Here is a 26320-nt window from a genome sequence, read left to right as displayed (position 1 = left end):
CGTTAAAGGGCGTGGTTTGCGGCCAGTTCGCGGGTGATTTCATGGACTAGCTGGCCGCGGTGCCGCATCGCCTCACGGTCGAGCGGGATGCGGTAAAGCGCACGCAAGAAGGCCGTGTCCTGCGGTGTTAGGCCGCGCGGCGGGGTGCTGGATGCGAACATGCCGAGGATCGATCCGTCTGGTGCCGCATCGGGGTTGCGAATTTCCGCGAACGCCACGAGCGCCGCATAGGCGGCAAGCGAGTCCAGCTTCCGTCCCATCGCATGGTCGGTGTCGATGATGACGATCGCGCTCGTCAGGATGCGGTTCGTCAGCGTGCTGACGATGCTGTTTTCATAATGCATCATCGTCATGTCGCCGCCGAGCGCCGATCCGGCACCGGAGCCGTCATGAGTGGCGGGCGCAGTCTGGCCCGCACCGCCGTCCGCGTTCACTATCTGGCCGTCGCGTCCGCGCAATTCCGTGGAGTAAATCCAACGGATAGGCGCCGAACTTGTCAGGATGCTGTCACGGGCACGCGGGGTAAGCTGGCCGATGCGGCGGGGGTCGCGACGTTGGATTTCCTGCGCCAGCCCCGCTCCATCGGCAGTGAAGTTGACGACGATGTTCGGGCGGCACGATTCCGATGCGACCTCGATGCCGGCCGATGCCGCAATGCTCCGCATCTTTGCCTCGGCTGCGCGCTTTCCGGCTGCTTCAAGGCCTTGAACCTGCACGCATACCGGGTCGATCCAGCGAGCGGCAGGAACTTTTCCGGATGCCACACCGGTCGCCCGAACGAATTCGGAAGCTCGCTCCTCCAGCGCACCCTCTGACAATCTCTCACCCTGGACGATGATCGCGTTCTTCTCACCGCTCGTTGGCGGCGGCGCTTTGGTGGCGGCAGCCAAGCTTACCCCAAGCCCCAATGCGATCAACGGGCGCGACCATTTTGCAGCGTAAACGGGCAGGGAGCGGGCAGGGGATCGGTTCTTCATGGCCACCTCGCGACAATAAGTTCGAAGTACGCGGTTAATGCCCTGACTTGTTCAAATTACATGGATTGTATACATTATGCAATCATGTTGGAGATCATCGAGAGACGGCACCTTCGCGACCAGCTGGGAGAGGCGATCCGGGACCGGATCGTGCGCCAACGGTTGCCCGCGAACCAATCGATCGGGGAGAACGCCTTGGCGTCGGAGCTTGGTGTCAGCCGCACGCCGGTGCGCGAAACGCTGCTGGGCCTGGAGCGCGATGGCTTTGTGAAGGCCGTCCCGGGCAGGGGTTTCGTGGTCCTGCCGCTTTCCGCGGAGGAAGCGCGCCAGCTCTATCCGATTGTCTGGAGCCTGGAGAGACTGGCTCTAAGCGACGTAACCGAGGTCTCACCCGACCTGATTGCGAAGCTTCGGGGACTCAACCGAAACCTCGAATCCGCCACCACGCCACAGGAACGGAAACAGATCGATGCCGATTGGCATCGCTGTTTGATCTCGGTGAGCGGCAATCAACGACTAGCCGCCATGCTGGAAGGGGCGAAGGCCTCCATCGCCCGATACGAGCATGCCTATATGGACGCCGCCGGCCCTTGCGATCAGTCGATCGAAGAACATGAGCATATTGCCAGCCTGTTGGACGAGAGCCCCGCACTCGCGGCCGATGCCATCGAGGCGCATTGGCGGCGCGGATTGGCGGTAATCCTGGTTGCCATCGAGGGGACTCCCCAAGCATAAGCTCGCCTCCATGAGCGACAATCGACACCTTCCCGGCGGCGTGGTTCACGATCTTCCCAAGGATCTTGAGGACGCGCTGAAGCTTGATCCAAAGGCGCTGGCGACGTGGGAAGACATCACGCCGCTCGCCCGCAATGAATGGATTTGCTGGGTCGACTCCGCGAAGAAGGCCGAGACCAGGCTCAAACGCATCGATTGGGGCCGCGAAAATCTGAGCGACGGCAAGCGGCGCCCTTGCTGCTGGCCGGGCTGTCCTCACCGCTGACATAAGCGCAAAGAAAAAGGGCCCGCCGACCTATTGGCGCGGCGAGCCCGTCTTGAAAGCCAATGCCTAGCGAGCGTTGGTCATTGCCAGCAGCATCGGAATCGATAGCAGCACATTGATGCGGCTCGTCAGCATCGCGGTGCGTGCCGACTTCGCCTTGGTGGCGTCATCGGCTTCGACCAGGCCCAGCGCCTTCTTCTGGTTCGGCCAGATGATGAACCAGACGTTGAACGCCATGATGAGGGCCAGCCACATGCCGATGCCGATCAGCCGCGTCGACGGGTCGTTGAGCATCAGCGATTTCTCCTCGCCATAGAGATAGGCAAGGATCAGGCCGGTAAGCACCGTGAAGGCAGCGCCCCAGCGAAAGTAGAACAGCGCCTTCGGTGCGATATGCTTGGAAACGCCCGGCTTCAGCTCCGCCGGAATCTCTGGCATCGTCGGGATCTGCACGAAGTTGAAATAGTAGAGCAGGCCGATCCACATCACGCCGAAGAAGACGTGCAGCCATTGCAACAGGCCGATCGCGATAGTCACCGGCGCATAATAGGGCGCCATCATCAGCGCGATCGCGATGAAGATGCCGACCAGCAGCGTCAGGTTCAAGTTTTCGAGTATCTTTCCCATGCTTCCCCCCTCGAACTAGCGGGTTTTCCCGCTTCAATGCGCAAGTGTTACGACCGTCGTCTGGGGTGGGCAAGATCGGCGCCCAATCAGGGGCAGATTAGGGGGAGCCAGAGGCCGCCAGCTTCGTTAGAGGGACGGCACCCAACCCCCTGACCATTGGAGACGATCATGGCCTTCACCCTCCCCGATCTGCCGTTCGACCGCGATGCGCTTGGCCCGCACATGTCCGGGGAAACCCTGGATTTCCACCACGGCAAGCATCACAAGGCCTATGTCGACAAGGCCAACGGGCTGGTCGCAGGCACCGATCTGGAAAGTGCCTCGCTGGTCAAGGTGATCCGCGCCGCCAGTGAGCGCGGCGACAAAGGGCTGTTCAACAACAGTGCCCAGATCTGGAACCACAGCTTCTTTTGGCAGTGCCTGGCGCCGGCGGGCTCAACGCGCCCGTCGGGCAAACTGGCGGAGATGATCAGTTCCGATTTTGGCGGCGAGCAGCAACTGCTTGAGAAGCTGGCGACGGAAAGCGTCAATCACTTCGCCAGCGGATGGGGCTGGTTGGTCCTCAACAACGGCAAGCTTGAAGTGACGTCACTCCACGATGCTGATACGCCTGTCGCACATGGCATGAAGCCGTTGCTGACCATCGACGTGTGGGAGCATGCCTATTACATCGACTATCGCAACGAGCGGCCGCGCTATGTGAAGACGATCCTGGAGAACATCATCAACTGGGACTTCGTTGCCCAGAACCTCGACGGCAACGGGGCGAGCCGGGCCGACCAGGAAGGCGCTAGGATTTCAGCCGATACCCTGTCCTGAATACCCAGACGATGGCGGCAAGCGGTAGCAATATCGCTGCCGCCATCACCGCGATGCTGGCCCAGACGGGCACGTCGCTGACGCCGAAGAAGGTCCAGCGATAGCCCGCGACCAGGTAGAGGATCGGATTGAGAAGCGTGACGGTGCGCCACGGCTCGCCAATCGCGTTCACTGAATAGAACACGCCGCCAAGGAAGGTGAGGGGCGTGACCACCAGCAGCGGGATGACCTGCAGCTGCTCGAAATTCTTGGCCCAAATGCCGATCGCGAATCCCATAAGGCAAAAGCCGATCGAAATGGCGATCAGGAACAAGACCATCAGCAGCGGATGAGTGACCCAGACGTCGACGAACAACGTAGCAGTGGCGAGGGTGACGAGCGCCAGGATCACCGCCTTGGTAGCCGCCGCGCCGACATAGGCCGTGACCGTCTCGATCGGCGACAGCGGAGCCGAGAGGATTTCGTAGATCGTTCCGGTAAACTTCGGAAAGAAAATCCCAAAACTCGCATTCATCAACGCCTGGGTGAGGACCGACAGGAGGATCAATCCCGGAACGATGAAGCTTCCGAATGGAATTCCCGCCATGTCGCTCATGCGGCTGCCGATCGCCGAGCCGAATACCAGGAAGTAGAGCGCTGTCGTGATCACGGGCGTGACGAGGCTTTGCCACAAGGTCCTGCCCCAGCGCGCCATTTCGAAGCGGTAAATGGATTTAACGCCCTGGACGTTCATGCGGCGCGCTCCTCGTGTACGAGGCTGACGAAAATGTCCTCCAGGCTTGACTGGTGGGTGGCGAGATCTTTCCAGCCAAGGTGCAGTTCATCCAGCCGGCGCATCAGCTGCGGGATGCCGGTCTGTTCGGCGTGGCTATCGAACCGATAGCAGAGAGTATGGCCTTCATCTTCCAGTGCGACTCCCCATTCGGACAGGCCTGAAGGAACCTCGCTGATCGGATCGTCGAGGGTAATCTTGAGCGTCCTCTGGCCAAGCTGCGCCATCAGGCCCTTCTTGTCGCCGAGCGCGACCAACTCACCCTTGCGGATGACGCCGACGCGGTCGGCCATTTCCTCGGCTTCCTCGATATAGTGGGTAGTAAGGATGATCGTCGTGCCGTCGGCGCGAAGCTTCCTCACCAGTTCCCACATGTCGCGGCGAAGCTCTACGTCCACACCGGCGGTCGGTTCGTCGAGAAACAGGATGTCGGGTTCGTGGGCCAGTGCCTTGGCGATCATCACGCGTCGCTTCATTCCGCCCGAAAGCTCCCGCATTTCGGACTTGCGCTTGTCCCAAAGGGTCAGGCGCTTCAGGATCTCCTCGACCTTCGCATCGTCCCGGGGCTTTCCAAACAAACCACGCGAAAAGCTGACGGTCGCCCAGACGCTTTCGAATGCGTCGGTGGTGAGTTCCTGCGGGACAAGGCCGATGCGCGTGCGCGCGCTTCGGAAATCCTGCAGCCAGTTCTTCCCATCGACGAGCACCTGGCCGCCGGTCGCGGTGACAATGCCGCAGACGATGTTGATCAACGTGGTCTTGCCGGCACCGTTGGGGCCAAGCAGTGCCAAAATTTCGCCCTTGCGGATGTCGAGGTCGACGCCCTTCAGTGCCTCGACGCCATTGGCATAGGCCTTCCTGAGACCTTCAATCCGGACAATTGCGTCACTCATTCAACAGGTCCCGGTTCGGCTGGTTTCGGATCGTCGGTGGTCAGCCCATGCCGCATCAGCATCGGCACGTTGGCAACCGCGAAAAGCAAGGTCGCGGGGATCGCGCCCCATAGCTTGAACGCGATCCAGAAATCTGTCGTGGAATTGCGCCATACCGCTTCATTGACGACCGCCATGACGGCGAAGAAGATCGCCCAATTGCGGGTGAGCTTGCGCCAGCCTTCCTCGTCTAGGCCGGGATAGGCGCTTCCAAGGACCAGTTTCAGAAACGGCCGCCCGGTCACCAGCCCGAAAGTCAGCAAAGCCGCCACCAGTCCATAGTAGATTGTCGGCTTCACTTTGATGAAAGTCTCATTGTGCAGCCAGATGGTGAGGCCGCCGAGGACCACGACCATCACGCCCGAAAAGAGCAATAGCGGTGAGACGTAGCGATAGCGGACGGCGGCAAAAACCATCGCTGCGACCATTGCGGCCATGAAGGCGCCTGTGGCGACGAAGATCTTGATCGCGCTCGGTACCGGCGCGACGAAATTGACGAGGAAGAAGATGATCAGCGGACCGATGTCGATCAGCACGCGGGCAAGGCCGGTCGGTTCCCGGTTGGATTCGATCTTCATGCCGGTAACCCCGCGATTGCGCGAGCAACAGCGCGCGGATCGAATGGCCGCAAATCATCTACTCCTTCTCCAACCCCGATGGCATGGATCGGAAGGCCGAACCTCTCGGCCGCAGCGACCAGCACGCCGCCGCGTGCCGTACCGTCCAGCTTGGTCATGACGAGGCCGGTCACACCGGCATCGCGGGCGAAAACCTCGATCTGGTTCAAGGCATTTTGTCCGGTCGTCGCGTCGAGGACCAGGATGACGTCATGCGGCGCTTCCGGGTTGAGGCGGCCGAGGACGCGGCGGACCTTGGCCAGTTCGTCCATCAGATGCGCCTTGTTCTGAAGGCGGCCCGCAGTGTCGACGATGAGGGCATCGATACCGGTCGCAGTCGCCTGCTTGACGCCGTCATAGACGATGCCGGCGGCATCGCCGCCTTCCTTGCCGGAGATGACCGGCGCATTGATCCGTTCACCCCAGATCTTGAGCTGCTCGATCGCCGCGGCGCGGAACGTGTCTCCCGCGGCGAGCAGCACTCCATAATCCTGTTCCTGAAGCAAGTGACCTAACTTGCCGATGGTGGTGGTCTTGCCCGATCCGTTGACGCCGATCACGAGTATCACATGAGGGCGGGGGAAGCCCCAGACGTCGAGCGGTTTGGCTACTGGCGCCAGTATCTTCTCGATCTCCTCGGCGAGGATGGTACGAAGGCCCCGCTCGTCCAATTGCTCATAGCGCCTGGCTGCGATGCTCTCTCGAATCCGCTTGGACGCCTCGGGGCCGAGGTCCGACGCGATCAGCGCTTCCTCGATGTCGTCGAGGGTTGCCGTATCGAGTGCCTGCTCCGTGACGAGGCCCGAGATATTCTCGCCCAGGCGGTCCGCTGTCTTCTTGAAACCGCCTGTGAGGCGTTCGAGCCAACTCATTCAAAAATCCCGACTAATTTATCTACATTGCGGCCGATGATTCTGGCCGTTCCAAGGTCGCCGCGCTTTGTGCCCGCAATACGGACAGGCGCGAAGCCATCGCTATGACCCTTCTCGCTATTTTCGATCAAGACGGTCTGGTCGGTGCCGATCAGGCTATCGAGCCAGGACATTCGCCGTTCCTCAGCCGCCTGACGGAGCCGTGCGGCCCGCGCCTTGACGATTTCGCGCTCCAACTGGGGCATGCGCGCCGCCGGCGTGTTCGGTCGCGGCGAGAAGGGGAAGATGTGCGCCGTAACGATGTCACAATCATCGAGCAGCTTTAGGGAATTGAGTGCTGCGCCTTCGCTTTCGGTGGGGAAGCCCGCAATCAGGTCCGCACCGATCGTAACGTCATTCCGGGCAGCCTTTAGTCGTTGCACCGTCTCAACGGCCTGTGCGCGGCTATGGCGCCGCTTCATCCGCTTGAGGATCAAATCGTCGCCGGCCTGCAGCGACAAGTGGAAGTGGGGCAGGAGCCGCGGCTCGCCCGCAACCAGCTCCATCAGCGCATCGTCGATCTCGATACTGTCGAGTGAGGACAGGCGCAGGCGCTGTAAATTGGGCAGGTCGGCCAGCAGCCGCTGGCAGAGGGGGCCAAGGCCGCCCTCGAAACTGGTGATGTCGACGCCCGTGAGGACGATTTCCCTGGCGCCAGCATCCAGTTCGCGGGTGACTGCGTCGCGAACGGCTTCGTAGGGCAGAGATCGGCTGGCCCCGCGCGCCTGCCAGATGGAGCAGAAGGTGCAACGATGGTCGCAGCCCGTCTGGACCGCGACGAAGCTACGCACCCGGGCAAGGAAGCCGGCGGCGACCGGCGGAACCGGTGCCGCCATGACGTCAGATACGAGGATCTTCGACGCCCAACTGTCGTCACGACGAGTAAGGGCAAATGATGAAGCCGAATACTTCTCCGCATTACCCACGACCCTGCTGACCTCAGGCATCTCCGCAAAACTCGTCGGATCGAGCTGCGCGGCGCAGCCGGTAACGATGATCCGCTTGTCCGGCGCTTCGCGATGAGCGCGGCGGATCGCCTGCCGGGTCTGCCGCACCGCCTCATTGGTGACGGCACAGCTGTTGACGATGATCGCGTCGTCGCCGGCCAACACGCGCATCGCCTCACTCTCGGCGAAATTGAGCCGGCAACCGAGCGTGATTGTCTGCGCGCTCATCGGGCGAATTGCTCCAGGTCGATCTCGCCCTTGAATACATGGGTCGCGCTTCCGCGCATTTGGATCTGTTCCCCTGGAGCCCAGTTGATGGTGAGGTCGCCGCCGCGCATGTGCACGCGAACTGGCGACGTGACCTTCTTCTGGACGATCGCAGCGACTGCGGTTGCACAGGCACCCGTGCCGCAGGCCATGGTCAAGCCCGAACCGCGCTCCCAGGTGCGAAGATGAATGCCGTCGTCGGCGATGCTCGCGACATTGACGTTGATTCGCTCGGGGAAGGCCGGATCATGTTCGATGCTTGGGCCGATGCTGACGAGGTCGATCGCCTTCTCGTCTGGCACGAAGAAGACCAGGTGCGGGTTTCCGACATTGAGCGCCATGGGATGCTCCAGTGGGCCCCAGGCCAGCGGTAATTGCGCCGTGTCCATCGGATAGTTGAGCGGCACCTCGTCCCAGCCGAAATGCGGCGGTGGAAGGCTGACTTCGACCTCGGCCCCGAACGATCCGCCCTCGACGATGCCACCACTAGTTTCCAGGCTCTTCGCGCCGGTCAGCGCGACGACGCAGCGCGAGGCGTTGCCGCAGCTCTGCACTTCGCTGCCGTCATGGTTCCAGATGCGCATCTTCACATCGGCAGTGGTCGACGGCTCCAGCAGGATCAGCTGGTCGCAGCCGATTCCGAATTGGCGGTCGGCAAGCGCCTTGGCGAGCGCCGGGGTCATGGCGATCGGCTGCTCGCGACCGTCCATCACGACAAAGTCGTTTCCAAGTCCATGCATCTTGTGGAATTGCCGCGTCACGCGCGCCGAATTAGGGAGCGCTTGGCCGTTAGTCCACCGCAGGCCATCGAAAACAGGAGAGTGAAGGTGCAAAGAGCAGCGTCCGACGTCATGCAATCGATCCTGCTGTCAGCAGTGATCGACGCGCTGGAGGCCATGAAGGCCGCGTCGAAAGGCGTTCCCAACCTGATGCTGCGCGATCTTCAAAGCGTGCATCGCAACACGACATTTGGCGACCTGCCGAAGCCGGTTCAGGATTCGATCGCGCAGAGCGTACGTTCTGCCTTCACCCAGTTCCTGAAGGAAGGCTATGCGGTCGGTCCAAAGCAGGAAATTCAGCAATCACGCCCGATGGACCGTGTGCCGGAACGCGATCGCCGCGCGCCGGCCGACCGCCGCGATTTCCGTAAGGGTCCGGGGCGGAGAGGGCCCAATGGCGGACCGGGAGGCGGAAGGCCGGGCGGTGGAAAGCCGGGCGGTGGCCGTCCTGGCGGCCCGCCGCGGGGCAAACCGTCGAAGTGATCTATAATTCGTCATCCCCGCAAGAGCGGGGACCCAGAAGGATAATAACGCTAGGTTCCCGCTTTCGCGGGAATGACGAGTAAGTTCTATGACCGGCTCTCCTGCTGATCTCGCGCGCGCCGTTCTGCAATTCTGGTGCGAGGAGCTCTCGTCCGAACAGCATTGGAAAAAAGATACGTCGATCGACCGACACATCGCCGAACGGTTCGGCAAGGTGCGGGAGCAGGTGCTGGCCACGAAGGCAGCGGGCTGGCGCGACAGGCCGGAGACGTTGGCTGCGGCGATCATCCTCACCGACCAGTTCAGCCGGAACATATATCGCGGTTCGGCCAGGGCGTTCGAGGCGGACGGACTCGCGCTGGAGCTATGCAGGGAAGCGTTGGATAGGGACTGGGTCGACAAGGTTCAGCAGCCGCTTCCCAGCTTCATATTGATGCCCTTGATGCACAGCGAGAAGGAAGAGGATCAGGAGCGGTCGCTGGCCGAATTCCGGAAGCGCGATCCGTTCAACTACAAATTCGCTATCCTTCACCACGAGCAGATCAGGCGCTTCGGCCGCTTTCCTGGGCGCAACCAGGCCCTGGGACGGGTCAGCACGCCCGAAGAGCGGGAAGTGATCGAGCGCGGCGAAACCTTCTAGCTGGTTCGTTCCTTGGCGAGCTTTGCCGCCTCGGCCTTGCAGTCATAAGGAAGGTCGGGGTCGGCGCAGAAATCGGGCCATTTCCCACTCTTCTGCCAATGCGCCAGCAAACCAAGATGCTGGGCAACCCGCATGAAGCGAGGATTGCTCCTGAATTTCTTGGTGGTGGGCCGGAACAGCATGCCGCTCATTGCGCCCGCCTGGTCCGTGCGCTTCCATCCCATGATGAGGTCATAGGCCTCATCCTCTCGGCCGAACTGGGCAAGCAGCTGCGTGAGGTCGTTGATGGATTTGGCGGTGGTCGTTCCCCGTTGCCGAACGGCGTTGACAGCGTTCTCAATGTTTTGCGGCGTCGGGTCGATCCGCGCGACGAGGAATTCTTCAAATTCCTGGCTAATGCCCTCCGACCGCACGATCTGAAGTGCAATGCGCGGATCGCCGTAGCGAAGGTGAAAGCGGAAGCGCGCATCGCGCAAGGTCAGTGTTCCCGGCCACCGTTGCTCGGCACGTTTCAGTTCCCCGGCGGCAACCTCGGTCTGCCCGGAGTAGGCAAGCGTCTGGATTAGGTTGTTGCCGAGCCCAGGTGTCAGCGGGTCATACTCGAACGCCCGGCGGGCAGCCTCTACGGCTTCGTTCAATCGCCCGACCGTCAGGAAGAATTCGGAACGGATCGTGAGAAGATCCGGATTATTGGGATGAACGCCCGAAGCCTTATCGATGAGCTTGAGCCGCTCATCGAATGAACTGATCGGCAGCATCAGGAATTCGGCGACATAGGCCTCCGGAATGTGGGGATCGAGCTTGCGCGCCTGGGCGATGTGCTGCTCGACCGGGATTGCCGGCCTGCGGTCGAAGAAGATGATCTCGACATTCACGAACTGGGCTTCGGCAAGGACCAGCTTGCCCCATCCGCTGGCAAATTTCGGCGCCTGCTGGACGACCTGCGTGAAGATCGGGATGACCCGCTTGGGATCGACGCGGTAGGCATCGGCCAGGATCGCGCAGCCATTCAGGTAGAGTTTGAAGCTGTCCCCCGGCAACTGCCTGCCTTCGGCCGAGCGTCCTTCCAGCGCGCAATCAAGGACCCGTCCGGTCGTAAACGCAACGGTCTGTTCCAGGTCAGCTAGCTTGGCCGGCGGCTGATTGAAATCCTTCGACCACAGCACCGATCGATCCTTGCCGGAAAGCAGGACGATATTGGCTTCGGTCACATGCTCGTTTGTGGTGCCGCCTACCTCGAAGATCAGGTCCGCCTTGCCGCCCGATTGCCGGTCCAGTTCGAATAGCCTCATCCGGTTGGTCTTCGCCGCCTGAAGGCTGCCAAGCCTGGTGAGCAGGCTTTGCGATAGCTCGGTAGATAGCTTTGACCCGTCCGCCGCAGTCACTGCTACTGTTGTGACATCCGTGCCGGCCCATGGCCGCCAAATCGCGATAGCAGCGGCGGCCAGCAGCAGTATCGCGACAGCGGCGGCGACCCATCGGCGTGAGATGGGTCCGTGACCTACCTCGTCCTCGACCAGCCGGTAGCCTGTCTTGGGCACCGTCTCGATGGTGAAACCGCCAGCGCGCTCGGCGAACTGGCGAAGCATCAGGATGGACCGGTTGATGACGTCGTCGCCAACGAATTTGGCATCCCAGCAGGACTCGACAAGCTCCGTCCGGGTCACGACCTCGTTCCGACGCCGGGTCAACGCGATCAATACCTTGAGGGTCTGCGGCTGAAGCCTTTCCAGGCCGCCAGCATATTTTGCTTCGCGGGATACGGGGTCGATGGATGCACCGCCAACGTGGAGCGGTGGCTCCTTCCCCAGATCAATCGCCATCTATTCCCCCCTGAAACGAGCCTTAGCAGAGAGAAATCAGAAAAAAATCATCTTTTCTCCATGGCTCCGGAAGCCCGCTGGAGTGATGCCGATGGAGAGGAATTGCTCGGGGGGTTCGCAATGCCGCATTCATCGTCTTCAGCCAGGTTGGTTCTGCCATTTGGCTCACTCATGGGCAGCATCCCCATGGATGCTGTTCAGCTTGGTGAATGTCGGGGGAATTCAGCCACACCCTTGTCGGACCAGGCCATCGCTCTCCCGAGCCACCCGCAGCAGTTTCTTTTCGCGGTCGATGCTTCACCGCCAGTACCGCGTTGCCGCCGTCCCTCAACCCGAGCAGGGACGGCGGCATTTGATTGATCTCCCCAGAGGCGGAAAGGGCAGAGAGCATGCTGCCCTTCCGCTTCTTCCCAAGAGGCGGGAGGAGGGCGCGGGGGCGCTTTTCTTCCGCCTCTCTATTTTGGGATCGGGTCGAGCAACGTTTCGAGCCTTGTGAAACTTGACCTTTGCGCCCCTCTACCGTAGGGGCCGCCCCGTCTTAACGGACATACATTGATGGCAGCGCCCAAGGGTGCACGCTGGCCGGCGAGGTTTCGCCCGCCGGCGTTTTGTGCATTTCGCGCTGCCGTTTGAGGAGTTTTGGATGTTCGAGTCACTGAGCGATCGCCTGTCCGGCGTCTTCGACAAGCTCCGCGGTCGCGGTGCGCTGTCGGAGGACGACGTACGTGGGGCGATGCGCGAGGTTCGCGTTGCGCTGCTCGAGGCCGACGTCGCACTTCCGGTGGCCCGTGATTTCGTCGACCAGGTGACGGAACGCGCGGTCGGTGCCGAGGTGATCCGTTCGGTCACGCCGGGCCAGATGGTCGTGAAGATCGTCAACGACGCGCTGGTCGAGATGCTCGGTGCGGAAACGGCCGAACTTCACCTCGACGTCAATCCGCCGGCGGTCATCATGATGGTTGGTCTTCAGGGCTCCGGTAAGACCACCACCACGGCCAAGCTCGCCAAGCGGCTGTCGGAGCGCGAGCGCAAGAAGGTCTTGATGGCCTCGCTCGACGTCGCCCGCCCGGCGGCGCAAGAGCAGCTTGCAGTGCTCGGCCGCCAGACCAATGTCGACACGTTACCGATTGTTCCTGGCCAGACGCCGGTCCAGATCGCCCAGCGCGCGCTGCAGTCGGCAAAGCTGCAGGCTTACGACATCCTCCTGCTCGACACCGCCGGCCGCCTCCACGTCGACGACCAGTTGATGGCCGAGATGAAGGCGGTCGCAGCCGCGTCGAACCCGGTCGAGACCCTGCTGGTGGTCGACAGCCTGACCGGCCAGGACGCCGTCAACGTCGCCAAGGGCTTTGCCGGCGAAGTCGATCTCAGCGGCGTCATCCTGACCCGCATGGACGGCGATGCGCGCGGCGGTGCGGCGCTCTCCATGCGCGCGGTCACCGGCAAGCCGATCAAGTTCGCCGGTACGGGCGAAGCGATTGACGCGCTCGAGGCTTTCCATCCGAGCCGTGTTGCCGGCCGCATCCTCGGCATGGGCGACGTTGTCAGCCTCGTCGAGCGGGCCGCGGAAACGGTCAAGATCGAGGACGCCGAAAAGCTCGCCAGGAAGATGGAGAAGGGCAAGTTCGACCTCGATGACTTGCGCCTCCAGATCAGCCAGATGCAGCGCATGGGCGGCCTCGGAGCGCTCGCCAACATGCTTCCGGGCATGAAGGGGATGAAGGGCGCGGCCAATGTCGACGAGAAGGCATTGACCCGATTGGAAGCGATGATGAGCTCCATGACCGCCAAGGAGCGGCAGCGGCCCGACATCATCAATGCCAAGCGCAAGATCCGCATCGCCAAGGGCAGCGGGACCACCGTCCAGGAGGTCAACAAGCTGCTGAAGATGCATTTGGAAATGTCCAACGCGATGAAGCGGCTGAAGAAGCTCGGCGGCTTCGGCAAGCTCGCGTCCATGTTCAACAAGGGTGGAATGGAAGAGGCGTTGGGGGGTCTTGCTCCCGGCGGCCAGCTTCCGGGCGGAATGCCGGGCCTTCCCGGTCTTGGCGGTTCCTCGCCGTTCAACCTGCCTCCCGGTTTCGATAAATTTGGTAAGAAATGACGATCCCGACAGATCGTCATCCCAGCGAGGGCTGGGATCCAGTTTTGATTAAATTATAGTATTTTAGAAGAAGGACTTAAGAAATGGCAGTTGCAATCCGTCTGGCCCGTGGTGGCTCCAAGAAGCGGCCCTATTACCGCATCGTCGTGGCCGACAGCCGCAATTCGCGTGACGGCCGCTTCATCGAGAAGATCGGCACCTACAACCCGCTGCTGGCGAAGGATTCGCCGGAGCGCGTGAAGATCGACGCCGAGCGCGTTTCGCACTGGCTGTCGGTCGGCGCCCAGCCGTCGGACCGCGTTGCCCGCTTCCTCGATGCCGCCGGCATCAAGGAGCGCGCAGCCCGCAACAACCCGAAGAAGGGCGAGCCGGGCGAAAAGGCCAAGGAGCGTCTCGAAGAGCGCGCTGCGAAGCTGGCCGAGGCTGAAGAGGCTGCCGCCGCTGCCGCTGCCGCTCCAGCGGAAGAAGCCGTGACCGAGGAAGCTCCGGCTGAGGAAGCACCGGCCGAAGCCGTCGCTGAAGAGGCTCCGGCTGAAGAAGCCGCCGCCGAGGAAGCTCCGGTTGCTGAAGAAGCCCCGGCTGAAGAGGCTGCCGCTGATGAAGCTCCGGTTGCTGAAGAGGCCCCGGCTGAGGAAGCTGCTGCTGAAGAAGCTCCGGCTGCTGAAGAAGCTGCCGCTGAGGAAGCTCCGGCAGCCGAGGGCGACGCTGAAGCGAAGGCTGAGTAACTCATGAGTTCACCGGCGACCGGGAAGCGCGTGGCGCTCGCCGCGGTCGCCGGGGCTCATGGGGTGAAGGGCGAGCTAAGGCTCAAGCTGTTCACGGACAGCGTCGAGAGCCTGGCTCGCCATTCGTGCCTCCATGTCGGCGGGCGCGAACTTGCGCTTAAGGACATCAAGGACGGCGGCAAGACCGCCATTGCCCGTTTCGAGGGCATTTCCGACCGAACCGCTGCCGAGGCGCTGCGCGGTCAGCTGATCGAAATCGATCGCGACGCCCTGCCTCCGCTGGAAGAGGGCGAATATTACCATGCAGACCTAGTGGGCCTGTCTTGCGTTGATGAGGCGGGCCAGGCGCATGGCACGGTAGTCTCCGTCGAGAATTTCGGTGCCGGAGACCTGCTCGATGTCGAGCGGCCGAACGGCAAGCGCTCGCTGATCCCATTTCGCGAACCCATTGCGCGGCTGGTGGGTGATCGGGTCATCCTCGACCCTGAATTTCTGGCTTAAGTTATTCCGTCGTTGCGAGCGCAGCGAAGCAATCCAGAGTGGATTGCCGCGTCGCCTTCGGCTCCTCGCAATGACGACTAACGCAGCAGCGGCCTTTCCTTCGCCAGATCATTGCGGATCGTCGTCGCAGCGACCCCGCCTTGTCCCATTGCGTTGCTGATCTGGTCGAGGCCAATGACCAGGTCCCCAGCGGCATAGACACCGTCGACGCTGGTCCGCATATGCGCATCGACCCCGACGCAGCCGTCATCGCCCAATCGCGCGCCGACCATCTCGGCCAGTTGAGCGTGAACGTCCGATCCCAGCGCCGGATAGACGGTGTCGAAGGTGAAATGTCCCTCGGCTGTATCCACGGTGATGCTGTCCTCTGCGATCGCTACCGCTTCGGCGGGGCCGTCGACGGTTTCGATGCCGGCACCGTCCAGCGCCAGCCGGTCGACGCTGGAAACGTTCAAGGCCTTGTCCGGGGCAATCAGCGTGACGTCGGCGGTATATCCGCGCAGGAACACCGCTTCGGCCACGCCGTTCCTTCCGCTGCCGAGAACTCCGACTTTCTTGTCCGTAACCTCATATCCGTCGCAGATCGGGCAATAGCGGATCAGGCCGCGTGCCAAGGCATCGTCATGCAGAGCCTCATCCATTGGCGGGCGGCGGTTGGTGACCCCGGTCGCAAGGAGGACGGAGCGCGCGCGCATTGGCCCGGATCCCCACTCGGCTTCGAACAGGCCGCTCTGCTCGTCGCGATGAAGTCGGCTAACGCAGCCATCGACGATCTTCGCCCCATGGCGTTGGGCCTGCTCCCTCATCAGGCCGATCAATTCCTTTCCCGAGATGCCATCGGGATATCCAGCATGATTGTGGGTACACGGGATCATCGCGGCGCGGCCCTTGCCGCTGTCCACCACCAAAATGTCGAGATGGAAGCGGGCGAGATAGATGGCAGCGGTGAGGCCAGCGGGGCCGGCACCGATCACCAGGCAGTCGAGTGGCTTGTCGTCCATGGTAAGGCCCAATGCGGAGCCTTCCGAATGAGTTCCCGCTAGGCTAGGACGCGCGGCCAATGACCTTCCGCGCAACCATCCTCACTCTTTACCCGGAGATGTTCCCGGGCCCGCTAGGTACAAGCCTTGCCGGTCGGGGCCTTTCCGACGGCATCTGGAGCCTGGACGCGTGCAACATCCGCGATCATGCGATCGACAAGCATCGCACGGTCGACGACACGCCGGCTGGCGGCGGCGCCGGGATGGTGCTTCGCTGCGATGTGCTGGCCGCTGCACTCGACGCTGTCGCCGACGGCCGCCCAATGTTGGCGATGACGCCACGCGGCGCGCCGCTTACCCAGGTTCGCGTTCGCGAATTGGCGGCAGGCGAAGGCGCGATCATCCTCTGCGGCCGGTTCGAGGGATTTGACGAACGGATCTTCGAAGCTCGCCCTGTCGAACCCATCTCGATCGGCGATTATGTCTTGTCGGGCGGCGAGCTAGGCGCGATGGTCCTTCTAGACGCTTGCGTTCGCCTGCTTCCCGGGATAATGGGCGCGGCTTCCAGCGGTGAGGAGGAGAGCTTCGAAACGGGGCTTCTCGAATATCCGCACTATACCCGACCTGTCGAATGGGAAGGGCGCACGATCCCTGAAGTGCTGCGGTCGGGGGATCATGCGAAGATCGCTGCATGGCGACATGCACAGGCGGTCAACGACACACGGCTAAGGCGGCCGGACCTGATCGAGCGCCATGGGGGCGCTTCGCAGGCACCGCCCTCTGGCGCGCGGCGAAAAGATTAGGATACGAGAAGAAAAATGAACCTGATCCAGATGCTTGAGGCGGAAACCGTTGCCGCGCTCAGCGAAGGCAAGAAGATCCCTGAATTCCGTCCGGGCGACACGCTCCGCGTCGGCGTGAAGGTCGTCGAGGGCGAGCGCAGCCGCGTACAGATGTACGAGGGCGTCTGCATTGCTCGCTCGAACAAGGGCGTGAACTCAAACTTCACGGTCCGCAAGATTTCGTTCGGTGAGGGCGTCGAGCGAGTCTTCCCGCTCTATTCGCCGATCGTCGATTCGATCGAGGTCGTGCGCCGCGGTGCAGTCCGCCGCGCGAAGCTCTATTACCTCCGCGGCCGCCGCGGCAAATCGGCTCGTATCGCCGAGCGCCGCGATACCCGGCCGGCCAAGGGCACGGAGAGCAGCGAGGGCTAAGCGCCTTCAAGCTCTTCTTCGCTTGAATCGCGGCCGGGCCTTCCGACATGGAGGGTCCGGCCGTCGCTTTTTGAAATATAAGGAATTGGTTTGATGTCAGGCTATCGGGTCGCCGTCGTCGGTGCGACCGGCAATGTTGGACGCGAAATCCTCAACATCCTGGCGGAGCGCCAATTCCCGCTGGCGGAAGTGGCCGCTGTGGCCAGCCCGCGCTCGACCGGCGATATCATCGATTTCGGCGACAGCGGGCAGGAACTCAAGGTCAAGAACCTGGAGCATTTCGACTTCGAGGGCTGGGACATCGCCTTGTTCGCGGCGGGTTCCGAGGTGTCGAAGATCTATGTTCCGAAGGCCGCGGCCGCCGGCTGCACCGTCATCGACAACAGCTCGCTCTATCGCATGGACCCGGACGTTCCGCTGATCGTGCCGGAAGTGAATGCGGAGGCGATCGATGGTTATCGCGCCAAGAACATCATCGCCAACCCCAACTGCTCGACCGCGCAGATGGTTGTCGCGCTGAAGCCGCTTCACGACGCGGCGAAGATCAAGCGGGTGGTGGTCGCCACCTACCAGTCGGTTTCCGGCGCCGGAAAGGCCGGCATGGACGAGCTATTCGAACAGAGCCGCAACATCTTCGTCGGCGACGCCAACGAGCCGGTGAAGTTCACCAAGCAGATTGCCTTCAACGTCATCCCGCACATCGACAGCTTCCTCGACGACGGCTCGACCAAGGAAGAATGGAAGATGGTGGTGGAAACCAAGAAGATCCTCGATCCGTCGATAAAGGTCACCGCGACCTGCGTCCGCGTCCCCGTCTTCGTAGGCCACTCCGAAGCCGTGAACATCGAGTTCGAGAATGAGATTTCGGCTGACGAGGCTCGAGAGATCCTCCGCGAAGCGCCGGGCATCATGCTGGTCGATAAGCGCGAGGACGGTGGTTACGTGACGCCGGTCGAATGCGTCGGCGAATATGCGACTTACGTCAGCCGCATCCGCGAGGACTCAACGGTCGACAATGGCCTCAGCATCTGGGTCGTCAGCGACAATCTGCGCAAGGGCGCGGCGCTGAATGCGGTGCAGATCGCCGAGTTGCTCGGCCGCCGTCACCTGCAGAAGGCGGCCTAACTGCTCCACATCCTGAGCAGGTTCTGCTGAACCAGCTGCAGTCGCTGGAAATTCTCATTATCCATCTGCCGGCCTTCAAGGGCGGCGATCTCATTGAGCTCGAACAGCATGTAGCGCTTGAAGGGGTCGGGAACCCGGCTCTGGATGAACGTGATCGCAACCAGCCGTTCGCCCTTCGTCACAGGCTCGACCTGGTGCAGCGAGTCCGATGAATAGATGATCGCTTCGCCCGCCTTCAGCTTGAAGGTGAGGTTACTGTCGCCCAAGCGGACATTAAGGGCGCCTCCTTCATAACTTTCGGGGTCATTGAGGAAGACGGTGCAACTTAGGTCGCTGCGAAGCGAGCCTCCCGGCATCTGGATGTAAGCGGCGTCGGCGTGCGCCCCATATTTCATTCCCGGGCGATAGCGGGTGATCATCGGCGGCGCGATCATCTCGGGAAATGCGAATTCCCGGAATTCCTCGCTCCGGGCAAAGGCCTGGAGTAGGATTTGCGAGCTGCGGTTATAGGCGTCCGTGTCATGCAGCTGCTCGTTCTGCTTCGCCAGATTGTGCGGGTTGGTGAGCCGTCCTTCGGCGAACGGTGCCGATGCGGCGATCCGCCGGCATTCCTCGATTTCCTGATCCGTCAGAAGCGGCAATACCCGATACATTCAATGCCTCCCGGCGTCCCGTCCAAGCGCACGAGCAAGCAATGGTGCCGTACTGCTTGCCTCGTTCAACATGCGCAATGCGGCTTCGATCGCCGCGCCATGTCTTTGCCGCGCTTCGATCTGCAATTCCAGTCTCAACTCCGGGCTGTAGTCATGTTCCAACCCCTTGGAATATCGGCGCATGAGCGGCCCTTCTACAATGCGACCGGCTTCATCGGCCGAAAGCGAAATTCCAAGATGAGCAGTTGCTTTCGTCAGACCCTCGACCGGGGCCGCCAGGAACCGGTCGAAATCGAGCCAAAGGACCGTACGATCGGGCATGGCGTCCACTGCCGCCTCCAACGCCGTCATCTCGCAAGCCCAGGCCATTGCCGCGCGGTGGGCGTCGCTCGAAGTCGCACCTTCCAGCGATTCCAGCCGCCCCTCCATTCGGCGCGACCGATACTCGTGAAGGGCATGAAGTTCCCGCACCGAATTCTCGCCGGCCAGGATGGTCTCGATGTAAGAACGCGCGCCAGCAGACATGAACAGCGCGCGGCCTTCCGAAGCAATGAGCAGTGGTGCGATTTCGCTGACGAAGCTCGTTGCCTTCACCAGGATTTGCTGGCTGTCGGCAAATGAACGCGAGCATAGCTTGCGGACGACCGGGACCATGGCATCGCGGCGGTCCGGTTCGAGGAATGCAAGGTCTCGCAAGATGCGGGGTTCACGGATCGATAGGGCGCTCTCCACCTCCCCAAGCATCCGTGCGAGCAGTGTCGAGCCCACATGGCCGATGTGGAAGATCCAGCTGGCGTCCTGCCGTGTAATTGAGGCGGCGGCATCCCGAACCTCGGGCAGTGGCATGACGCGCACATCTCGCCACCGGTCGAACATTCGATCGTCGAGGAACGAAGCCTCCCGATAATCCGACGGTTCCATTGCCACGAAGCGGACCATGTCGGACGCTGGGTCATATGCCTGGGCCAGCCAGTGCGCATCGGCAAAGATTTCAGCAGGATCGAGCGGCTCGGCCATTGGCTGGGCATAGCGGCGGCTACTCAGGCGCTGCAACCGTCCTGCGTTGCGAAAACAGTCGTGCGGAGGCAAGGAAGGGAAATGACAGCCAAAGTAAGGATGAGCGGCGGCTGCGCCTGCGGGAAGGTCAGGTTCGAGGCAGCTGTCGAGCCGGACGACGCCTATCTGTGCCACTGCCGTATGTGCCAGAAGGCTACGGGCTCGGTTTCCATCGCCATGATCAACGCGATGATCGACGAAGTGAGCTGGGACGGGGAGCCGGACTGGTACGACAGCTCTCCGATCGCGAGGCGGCCATTCTGCAAACGTTGCGGAACGTCGCTCGGCTTCATGTTCAAGGACGACGCCGACAAGATGGATTTGACCGTCGCCGCGTTCGACGACCCGTCCCCGTTCAAACCGAAGCATCATTTCGGGGTCGAGAGCTTGCACCGCGCCTGGCTGAACACCGAAGGCCTGCCCGAATATCGGACAGACCAATATCAAAAACTCGTCGACAAATGGGTCGCAACGACCGGGAAACTGCCTGACTAGGCGGAGCGCGAGCTATTCAGGCGCCTAGTTTTGCTGCCTCTTTCCTGCAGTCGTAGGGAAGCTTCGGATCGTAGCAGAAGTCCGGCCATTTGCCGCTCTTCTGCCAATAGTTGAGCAAGCCGTTTCGCTTGGCCACGCTCATGAACCGGGGATCGCGCCATACGTCGGCAAACGCCGGGCGGAAGAAGAGATAGGACTGCCTTGCCAGGGTCGAAACCGGGGCGCGGTCAAACCAGCGATACACATCGTCGGTTCTATCAAATTCCGCGAGCGCTTGTATCGCATAACCGAACTCGGCGTCGACCGATGGCGATGCGAGCTCTAGTTCGGCCATCATTGCGTTGACCTTTTCAGGCGTCGGCGCAAGTCGCGCCTGAAGGTAAAGGTTGGTGGATTGCTCCGCCAGGGCCATTGCGAACTTCGGGTCGCCAAAGCGCAGGTGAAAGGCCCATTGCCCATCGCGAAGTGCCTTGGTCCCGGCCCAATTTCGCTCAGCACGGGCAAGCTCTTTTCTCGCCGCCTCAAACTCTCCTGCATATGCCAGCGTCATAATGACTTCGTTCGCTGCCGCCGGAGATAAGGGCTCAAGTTCTGCTGCACGCCGCGCCGCCGCAATTGCTTCGATCACACGGCCCACGCTTTTCAAGGTTGTACATTCGTAACCCCAGATGACGGACTTTTCGGGTGCCTCCGCCTTGGCCCGGCCGATCCGCTCCAGCCTTCCGGCAAAGTCCATCGGCGACAGCAATTGGATTTCCGCCATTTCAATTTCCGGCAGGTTGGGTGCAATTTTGCGTGCCTTCTCAAGGTCCTGCAGCAGCGTTCGGCGATGGCTGGCAGCTTCGCTTGGGCTTCCAAGTTCGGCAATGGCGGCCACGCTGGCTTGCGCCGATAATAGTAACGCCCAGGCCGCCTTGAAGCGCGGTCGCTCGGCGATGATCGATCGCAGGGCTGTGACGGCCTTGTCGGAATCCATTTCGCTGCCCAAGGCCGCTTCCGCACAGCTTCCGATGTACCGCTTGAACAGTTCAGGAGGCAGGCCATGATCTTCCCTTGCCTCCAGCGAGCAGAGAAGTGCGAGACCGGCAGCCAGGGCCACCTGCTGCCGTACATCCGCTTCGGACCCGTCCGATTGAGCAAACTCACGTGACCAGAGGAGGCTGTTCCCTTCGCCATCGACCAGCGTCAGGCCGGCTTGCAACTGCGCGGCAGAACCGGTTTGGGCCACTTTGAAGACCAGGTCCGGAGAAGATTTCGTAGATTGGGGATCGGCGAGCACCCATTTGCCCGCACCGACATGCTCAAGCGTTCCGAGCTTTACAAACAGGTCGCGAGCAAGCGCTTCGGAACGCGGTGTGGCGTCTGATGCGGCGACGGCGACCACCGGAAGCGTCTGCTGCCAGCGCCCGTTCCACGCGACCACGGCGACGACAGCAGCGATCAGAAGTGCGGCAATCGCAATGCCAGCTCGGCGGCTGATCCTGCCAGGGAAGGGGGTCGATGACTTGGCTTTGGCTGCTGGCATCGGTGCCGGCGCGCGAGTTTGGGAAGTGCCCCCGACCTTGTTGATCGAGTCCAATATTTGCTGAAACGAGCTTGCGCTTGGTATTCGCCCGGACCGCGACAGGTCGATTGTCTGGAACTGGCGAAAACCCATTGGCGGCTTCACGGCATCGAGCAACACTGGGACCAGCTTGTTCTGATCCCGCCCTTCCGCAGCCTCGTCTCGAACCCATGTGGAGCGGATCGACCGCTCCGATCAGAGCACAACGACGGCATTGGCGGCCTCGACCGCCGCTTCGATCTCGTCATTAAATGCTGCGCCGCCGTGGATGTGACGGTCCCACCATACGGAATGGCCGCCCTTTTCGAGCGCAGACGCAATGGGCGCCGCCCGTTCGACGTCGTCATGGTCGTAGCTCAAGAACACGGTCGCCATCGGCCGCCGCCCCCTGTTCGCCGGGGATTTGCGCCGAAACCTTCACATTCGCAAGACGGGGCTTGCGGAGTAGGAACTGCTTTGCCATCGGCGCGCTAATGGAACCGGCACGCGATATGAACCTGCAATGCCCACCAAACCTGTCTGCATCCAAGTGTGCACTTCTTTTGATGCGCACGAGTGCGAACATTGGTGAACATTCGCCGCAATGACTGACGTCAGCACCCATTATTGGACGACTTCCGACGGCATCCAGCTCGCCTGGCGGGAGGTAGGTGAGGGGCGGCCAGTAATCTTGCTGCATGGTCTGTTCTCCGATGCGCAGATGAACTGGATCAAGTTCGGGCATGCGGAGCGGATCGCAGCGGAAGGGTTTCGAGTGATCATGCCCGATCACCGCGCCCATGGCCTCAGCGGCAAGCCTCATGAGCATGTTCACTATCCCCAACTGGTGCTGGTGCGCGATCTGGTCGAGCTGATCGAGCATCTGGATTTGGCCGAGTTCGACCTGGGCGGATTTTCGCTCGGGGCCCGGACCGTCATCGAAGCGGTGATCGGCGGTGTGCGGCCTCGCCGCGCCATTCTTTCTGGCACTGGGCTCGACGTCCTCACAAACTGGGATCGCCGCAGCAATTTCTACGTCGAAGCAATCGACCGCTTCGAAACCGCCGTCCGGGGCGATCCGCACTGGTTCGCCGTCCAGTTCATGAAGACCATGAAGGTCGATCGCGACGCGGCGCGCCTCCTTCTGGGCACCATGCGCGATCGCGAAGACAAGCATGGACTGATCGACGCCTTCAGCATGCGAACGCTGGTGCTGTGCGGCAGCGAGGATCAGGACAATGGGTCCGCGCCGGAATTGGCATCGATCCTTTCCGACGCCGAATATGTGGAGGTTCCGGGCACGCACATGAGTTCGGTGACCAAGCCCGAATTCGGCGAAGCGATCGCCAGCTTTCTGGTTGCCGCCTGACGAACCCTAATGCGCGCTTGACGAAAGGGGCTGGCAGGTTCCAGTCCTAACGCCACGCGACAACATAATGACAACGCCTTGGGACGAGGACGCCTGATGATGAAATTTGCCGCTTCCGTATCGCTTACCGCGCTTGCTCTTGCAGGCTGCGCATCCACTCCGCTGGCCCAGATGGCTGCGACGGCTCCCACCGAAGCTCCTCCCGCCGCTGCCACTGCGGCCGGCGAATATCCGATGACTGCAGAGGGCGCCCGCGCGTTCATTGCCGCGGTCGAAAAGGATCTCTTCGACCTCAGCGTGATCGGTAGCCGCGCCGGTTGGGTCAATGCGACCTACATCAACGACGATACGGACGCGCTTGCCGCTTACTTCGGGACGATCGGCACCGAAAAGGGCGTCAAATACGCCACCGAAGCGGCCAAATTCGCGCAGGTGCCGGGCCTCGATTTCGATACGGCGCGCAAGCTCAATACATTGCGCGGCGCGCTGGTCCTGGCGGCGCCGCAGACGCCGGGAGCGGCGGCCCAGCTCAACGAACTCGCGACGCGCCTTCAGTCGGCTTACGCAAAGGGTCGCGCAACGCACAACGGCAAGGTAATTACCGGCGACGACGCCGAAGCGCTCATGGGTACGCTGCGCGATCCGAAGCAGACGGCAGAAATCTGGCAAAGCTGGCATGAGACGACAGGGCGCCCGATGCGCCAGGATTATCAGCGGCTGGTGGAAATCGCCAACGCCGGCGCCAAGGAACTCGGCTATGCCGACACGGGCGCCATGTGGCGCTCGCAATATGACATGACGCCGGAAGAATTTGTGGCAATGGCGGATCGTCTGTGGGCGGAAACGAAGCCGCTTTACGACCAGCTCCATTGCTACACCCGCACCAAGCTCAACCAGAAATATGGCAACGCAATTCAGCCGGCCAGCGGCCCGATCCGCGCCGACCTGCTCGGCAATATGTGGGCCCAGGAATGGGGCAATATCTACGACGTCGTAGCGCCGAAGGGCTCGGGCGATATCGGGTATGACGTTGGCGAACTGCTCGAGGCCAAGAAGAAAGATCCGGTCGCGATGGTGAAGATCGGTGAGGGCTTCTATTCCTCGCTCGGCTTCGCGCCCTTGCCGGAAACCTTCTGGCAGCGCAGCCAGATCACTCGTCCGCGCGATCGCGAAGTCGTCTGCCATGCCTCGGCCTGGGATCTCGACAACAAGGATGATTTGCGGATCAAGATGTGCACCAAGGTCAACGGCGACGACTTCGTCACCATCCACCACGAGCTTGGCCACAACTATTATCAGCGTGCCTATAACCAGCAGCCCTACCTTTATTTGAACGGCGCGAATGGCGGCTTCCATGAAGCAATCGGCGATTTCATTGCCCTGTCGATCACGCCGGAATATCTGGTGCAGATTGGCCTGCTCGACCGTTCCAAGGTGCCCGCGGCGGACAAGGACACCGGCCTCCTGCTCCGCCAGGCAATGGACAAGGTCGCCTTTCTTCCGTTCGGCTTGCTGGTCGACAAATGGCGCTGGGGCGTGTTCGACGGTTCGATCACGCCGGCCAATTACAACAAGGCTTGGGTCGACCTGAAGCAGCAGTATCAGGGCATCACGCCGCCGGTGGCGCGTAGCGAAACGGACTTTGACCCGGGCGCCAAATTCCATATTCCTGGCAACACCAGCTATGAGCGCTATTTCATTGCGCGCATCCTGCAGTTCCAGTTCTACAAGGCAGCCTGCGACATGTCGGGCTGGAAGGGGCCGCTTCACCGCTGCAGCTTCTACGGCAACAAGGAAGTTGGACAGCGCCTGAACGCGATGCTCGCGATGGGTGCGTCAAAGCCTTGGCCGGAAGCGCTCCAGGCCTTTACGGGCAGCCGTGAAATGTCGGCCAAGCCGATGCTGGAGTATTTCGCGCCGCTGCAGCGCTGGCTGGAACAGCAAAACGCTGGGAAGCAGTGCGGCTGGTGATCTAATGAAAAGGGGAGCGGGTTCGCCGCTCCCCTTTTTTCTTATTCGGCCGTTGCCATCCCAGCCTTGATATCTTGCTGGGCGATCGGGCCTCGCGGTCCCCGGGACTTCTTGCCGGTTTCCTTGAGGGTCAGGGCCTCTTCGGCAATCTCTTCCTGCGTTCGGGACGAAGCCATCCGCTGGGCCTTCATCTCGCTCAGCTGGTCCATTCCGCTTTTCAGCGCTTCGCCGATCTGGGCCCGGCGGGTCCACAAGAAGGCTCCAGCGGCGGCTACTCCGGCGACACCGGCCGCGACTGCAGCTGTGGTACCGGGATTATCCCGGGCGCTGGTCCAATAGCTGCTGTCAAAGCGGCCGCGTGAATCTCTCTTCTGATTGGGCATAACTGCTCTCCTTTACTCGCCTCCCGGCAGACAACGCGCGGAGGCAGCCGGCGTTTCTACTGAAAGGCGAATGGAGAGAATTTAAAGTTGGCCGAGCATCGTCTCGGCGCTGGAAGCAGAATATTCTCCCGGCGCTTCGACATTGACCTGCTCGACGACGCCGTCGTTGACGATCATCGAGTAGCGTTGGCTGCGCTTGCCCATCCCGAATTTCGACGCGTCCATCGTCAGGCCAAGTGCCTCGGCGAATTCGCCGTTGCCGTCGGCCAGCATGGTGATGTCCGAAGATCCCTGGTCGCGGTTCCAGGCGCCGAGGACGAAGGCATCGTTGACGCTGGTAGCGACAATCTCGTCGATGCCCTTGCCCTTCAGGTCGGAAGCCTTTTCGACATAGGACGGCAGGTGCCGTGCTGAGCAGGTCGGTGTGTAGGCGCCCGGTACTGCGAAAAGCGCCACGCGCTTGCCCGAGAAATAATCGCCGCTCTTGACCGGGATCGGCCCTTCCGGCGTCGCGAGCGTGAGGGAAACGTCTGGAAGTCGATCGCCGATTTGAATGGCCATGAATTGTCTCCTGTGGAAATGGTCGACCGTCGAGATAGGCAGTGGA

The 26320-nt window shown here is 61.7% G+C and carries 29 protein-coding genes and 1 pseudogene; 14 read left to right on the top strand and 16 right to left on the bottom strand.

Going from position 1 to position 26320, the window contains the following annotated elements; genetic code table 11:
- Positions 1-2 precede the first annotated feature (2 nt).
- A complete protein-coding gene (locus LZ496_RS02490) occupies positions 3-890 on the bottom strand; it encodes a hypothetical protein (RefSeq protein ID WP_249903014.1) in 888 nt (295 codons plus the stop codon).
- Between the two features lie 171 nt (positions 891-1061).
- Here LZ496_RS02490 and LZ496_RS02485 point away from each other — a divergent pair, with 171 nt between their 5' ends.
- Together LZ496_RS02485 and LZ496_RS02480 are read left to right on the top strand one after the other, a co-directional pair.
- Entirely contained in the window at positions 1062-1712 is a 651-nt protein-coding gene (locus LZ496_RS02485; protein WP_249903013.1) for a GntR family transcriptional regulator, read from the top strand.
- A gap of 10 nt (positions 1713-1722) precedes the next feature.
- On the top strand, positions 1723-1977 hold the full coding sequence (locus LZ496_RS02480) for a YdeI/OmpD-associated family protein (protein ID WP_249903012.1): 255 nt from the start codon (positions 1723-1725) through the stop codon (positions 1975-1977).
- A 66-nt stretch (positions 1978-2043) separates the two neighbouring features.
- On the opposite strand, the gene LZ496_RS02475 is transcribed toward LZ496_RS02480, so the two are convergent.
- Positions 2044-2604, bottom strand: a complete 561-nt coding sequence (locus LZ496_RS02475; RefSeq protein WP_249903011.1) for a urate hydroxylase PuuD — start codon at positions 2602-2604, stop codon at positions 2044-2046.
- Positions 2605-2772: 168 nt separating this feature from the next.
- On the opposite strand from LZ496_RS02475, the gene LZ496_RS02470 reads away from it, so the two are divergent.
- Positions 2773-3423 carry a superoxide dismutase gene (locus tag LZ496_RS02470; RefSeq protein WP_249903010.1) on the top strand — a complete coding sequence of 217 codons (651 nt, stop codon included), beginning with the start codon at positions 2773-2775 and terminating at the stop codon, positions 3421-3423.
- Here the strand turns inward: LZ496_RS02470 and LZ496_RS02465 are convergent.
- Genes LZ496_RS02465 through dapF form a run of 6 tightly spaced genes read right to left on the bottom strand, consistent with a single transcriptional unit; the run spans position 3395 to position 8630 of the window.
- Complete coding sequence (locus tag LZ496_RS02465) at positions 3395-4156, bottom strand: ABC transporter permease (RefSeq protein WP_249903009.1); 762 nt, start codon at positions 4154-4156, stop codon at positions 3395-3397. The genes LZ496_RS02470 and LZ496_RS02465 overlap by 29 nt on opposite strands.
- Positions 4153-5088, bottom strand: coding sequence for an ABC transporter ATP-binding protein (locus tag LZ496_RS02460; protein ID WP_249903008.1), 936 nt, complete (start codon positions 5086-5088; stop codon positions 4153-4155). The genes LZ496_RS02465 and LZ496_RS02460 overlap by 4 nt, the downstream gene beginning before the upstream one ends.
- Positions 5085-5705: a septation protein A gene (locus LZ496_RS02455; protein ID WP_249903007.1), complete on the bottom strand. Its 621-nt coding sequence runs from the start codon at positions 5703-5705 to the stop codon at positions 5085-5087. Before LZ496_RS02455 ends, LZ496_RS02460 begins: the two co-directional genes overlap by 4 nt.
- Entirely contained in the window at positions 5702-6616 is a 915-nt protein-coding gene (ftsY, locus tag LZ496_RS02450) for a signal recognition particle-docking protein FtsY (RefSeq protein ID WP_249903006.1), read from the bottom strand. Before ftsY ends, LZ496_RS02455 begins: the two co-directional genes overlap by 4 nt.
- Positions 6613-7830, bottom strand: coding sequence for a tRNA (N(6)-L-threonylcarbamoyladenosine(37)-C(2))-methylthiotransferase MtaB (gene mtaB, locus LZ496_RS02445; protein WP_249903005.1), 1218 nt, complete (start codon positions 7828-7830; stop codon positions 6613-6615). The genes ftsY and mtaB overlap by 4 nt, the downstream gene beginning before the upstream one ends.
- Complete coding sequence (gene dapF / locus LZ496_RS02440; protein ID WP_249903004.1) at positions 7827-8630, bottom strand: diaminopimelate epimerase; 804 nt, start codon at positions 8628-8630, stop codon at positions 7827-7829. Before dapF ends, mtaB begins: the two co-directional genes overlap by 4 nt.
- Before the next feature lie 66 nt (positions 8631-8696).
- On the opposite strand from dapF, the gene LZ496_RS02435 reads away from it, so the two are divergent.
- Positions 8697-9131, top strand: coding sequence for a hypothetical protein (locus LZ496_RS02435; protein ID WP_249903003.1), 435 nt, complete (start codon positions 8697-8699; stop codon positions 9129-9131).
- A gap of 88 nt (positions 9132-9219) precedes the next feature.
- A complete protein-coding gene (locus LZ496_RS02430) occupies positions 9220-9771 on the top strand; it encodes a DUF924 family protein (protein WP_249903002.1) in 552 nt (183 codons plus the stop codon).
- Here the strand turns inward: LZ496_RS02430 and LZ496_RS02425 are convergent.
- A complete protein-coding gene (locus LZ496_RS02425) occupies positions 9768-11594 on the bottom strand; it encodes a winged helix-turn-helix domain-containing protein (protein ID WP_249903001.1) in 1827 nt (608 codons plus the stop codon). The genes LZ496_RS02430 and LZ496_RS02425 overlap by 4 nt on opposite strands.
- A gap of 643 nt (positions 11595-12237) precedes the next feature.
- On the opposite strand from LZ496_RS02425, the gene ffh reads away from it, so the two are divergent.
- The 3 genes and pseudogenes from ffh (at position 12238) to rimM (ending at position 14924) form a co-directional block, all read left to right on the top strand.
- Positions 12238-13698 carry a signal recognition particle protein gene (gene ffh / locus LZ496_RS02420; protein ID WP_249903000.1) on the top strand — a complete coding sequence of 487 codons (1461 nt, stop codon included), beginning with the start codon at positions 12238-12240 and terminating at the stop codon, positions 13696-13698.
- A gap of 83 nt (positions 13699-13781) precedes the next feature.
- Positions 13782-14264, top strand: a pseudogene (rpsP, locus tag LZ496_RS02415) (30S ribosomal protein S16); the annotation flags it as partial.
- Positions 14265-14426: 162 nt separating this feature from the next.
- Positions 14427-14924, top strand: a complete 498-nt coding sequence (rimM, locus tag LZ496_RS02410; RefSeq protein ID WP_249902999.1) for a ribosome maturation factor RimM — start codon at positions 14427-14429, stop codon at positions 14922-14924.
- 77 nt (positions 14925-15001) lie between these two features.
- On the opposite strand, the gene LZ496_RS02405 is transcribed toward rimM, so the two are convergent.
- A complete protein-coding gene (locus tag LZ496_RS02405) occupies positions 15002-15925 on the bottom strand; it encodes an NAD(P)/FAD-dependent oxidoreductase (protein WP_249902998.1) in 924 nt (307 codons plus the stop codon).
- 59 nt (positions 15926-15984) lie between these two features.
- Here LZ496_RS02405 and trmD point away from each other — a divergent pair, with 59 nt between their 5' ends.
- The 3 genes from trmD to LZ496_RS02390 all read left to right on the top strand — a co-directional run bounded on the left by trmD (position 15985) and on the right by LZ496_RS02390 (position 18243).
- A complete protein-coding gene (gene trmD, locus LZ496_RS02400) occupies positions 15985-16707 on the top strand; it encodes a tRNA (guanosine(37)-N1)-methyltransferase TrmD (RefSeq protein ID WP_249902997.1) in 723 nt (240 codons plus the stop codon).
- Positions 16708-16722: 15 nt separating this feature from the next.
- Complete coding sequence (gene rplS, locus LZ496_RS02395) at positions 16723-17118, top strand: 50S ribosomal protein L19 (protein WP_249902996.1); 396 nt, start codon at positions 16723-16725, stop codon at positions 17116-17118.
- A gap of 93 nt (positions 17119-17211) precedes the next feature.
- Positions 17212-18243 carry an aspartate-semialdehyde dehydrogenase gene (locus tag LZ496_RS02390; RefSeq protein ID WP_249902995.1) on the top strand — a complete coding sequence of 344 codons (1032 nt, stop codon included), beginning with the start codon at positions 17212-17214 and terminating at the stop codon, positions 18241-18243.
- Here the strand turns inward: LZ496_RS02390 and LZ496_RS02385 are convergent.
- Both LZ496_RS02385 and LZ496_RS02380 read right to left on the bottom strand, forming a co-directional pair.
- Complete coding sequence (locus tag LZ496_RS02385; protein ID WP_249902994.1) at positions 18240-18896, bottom strand: Fe2+-dependent dioxygenase; 657 nt, start codon at positions 18894-18896, stop codon at positions 18240-18242. The genes LZ496_RS02390 and LZ496_RS02385 overlap by 4 nt on opposite strands.
- Entirely contained in the window at positions 18897-19913 is a 1017-nt protein-coding gene (locus LZ496_RS02380) for a hypothetical protein (RefSeq protein ID WP_249902993.1), read from the bottom strand.
- A gap of 81 nt (positions 19914-19994) precedes the next feature.
- Between LZ496_RS02380 and LZ496_RS02375 the strand changes: the two genes are divergently transcribed.
- On the top strand, positions 19995-20447 hold the full coding sequence (locus LZ496_RS02375; RefSeq protein ID WP_249902992.1) for a GFA family protein: 453 nt from the start codon (positions 19995-19997) through the stop codon (positions 20445-20447).
- Between the two features lie 16 nt (positions 20448-20463).
- On the opposite strand, the gene LZ496_RS02370 is transcribed toward LZ496_RS02375, so the two are convergent.
- Together LZ496_RS02370 and LZ496_RS02365 are read right to left on the bottom strand one after the other, a co-directional pair.
- Positions 20464-21972, bottom strand: a complete 1509-nt coding sequence (locus LZ496_RS02370) for a hypothetical protein (protein ID WP_249902991.1) — start codon at positions 21970-21972, stop codon at positions 20464-20466.
- Positions 21973-22206: 234 nt separating this feature from the next.
- Entirely contained in the window at positions 22207-22386 is a 180-nt protein-coding gene (locus LZ496_RS02365; protein WP_249902990.1) for a TIR domain-containing protein, read from the bottom strand.
- A gap of 208 nt (positions 22387-22594) precedes the next feature.
- On the opposite strand from LZ496_RS02365, the gene LZ496_RS02360 reads away from it, so the two are divergent.
- Both LZ496_RS02360 and LZ496_RS02355 read left to right on the top strand, forming a co-directional pair.
- A complete protein-coding gene (locus LZ496_RS02360; RefSeq protein WP_249902989.1) occupies positions 22595-23359 on the top strand; it encodes an alpha/beta fold hydrolase in 765 nt (254 codons plus the stop codon).
- Between the two features lie 99 nt (positions 23360-23458).
- Positions 23459-25330: a M2 family metallopeptidase gene (locus tag LZ496_RS02355; protein ID WP_249903842.1), complete on the top strand. Its 1872-nt coding sequence runs from the start codon at positions 23459-23461 to the stop codon at positions 25328-25330.
- Positions 25331-25371: 41 nt separating this feature from the next.
- Here LZ496_RS02355 and LZ496_RS02350 read toward each other — a convergent pair whose 3' ends face one another.
- Both LZ496_RS02350 and LZ496_RS02345 read right to left on the bottom strand, forming a co-directional pair.
- Positions 25372-25713 (bottom strand): hypothetical protein, encoded by a 342-nt coding sequence (locus tag LZ496_RS02350; RefSeq protein WP_249902988.1) that lies wholly within the window; start codon positions 25711-25713, stop codon positions 25372-25374.
- A gap of 81 nt (positions 25714-25794) precedes the next feature.
- Positions 25795-26274: a peroxiredoxin gene (locus tag LZ496_RS02345; protein ID WP_249902987.1), complete on the bottom strand. Its 480-nt coding sequence runs from the start codon at positions 26272-26274 to the stop codon at positions 25795-25797.
- Between the last annotated feature and the right edge of the window lie 46 nt (positions 26275-26320).

Source organism: Sphingomonas caseinilytica (genome assembly GCF_023516455.1).
GTDB lineage: Bacteria > Pseudomonadota > Alphaproteobacteria > Sphingomonadales > Sphingomonadaceae > Sphingomicrobium > Sphingomicrobium caseinilyticum.
Note: the sequence above shows the minus strand (reverse complement) of the source record. Positions and strands in the feature narration are given on the sequence as shown.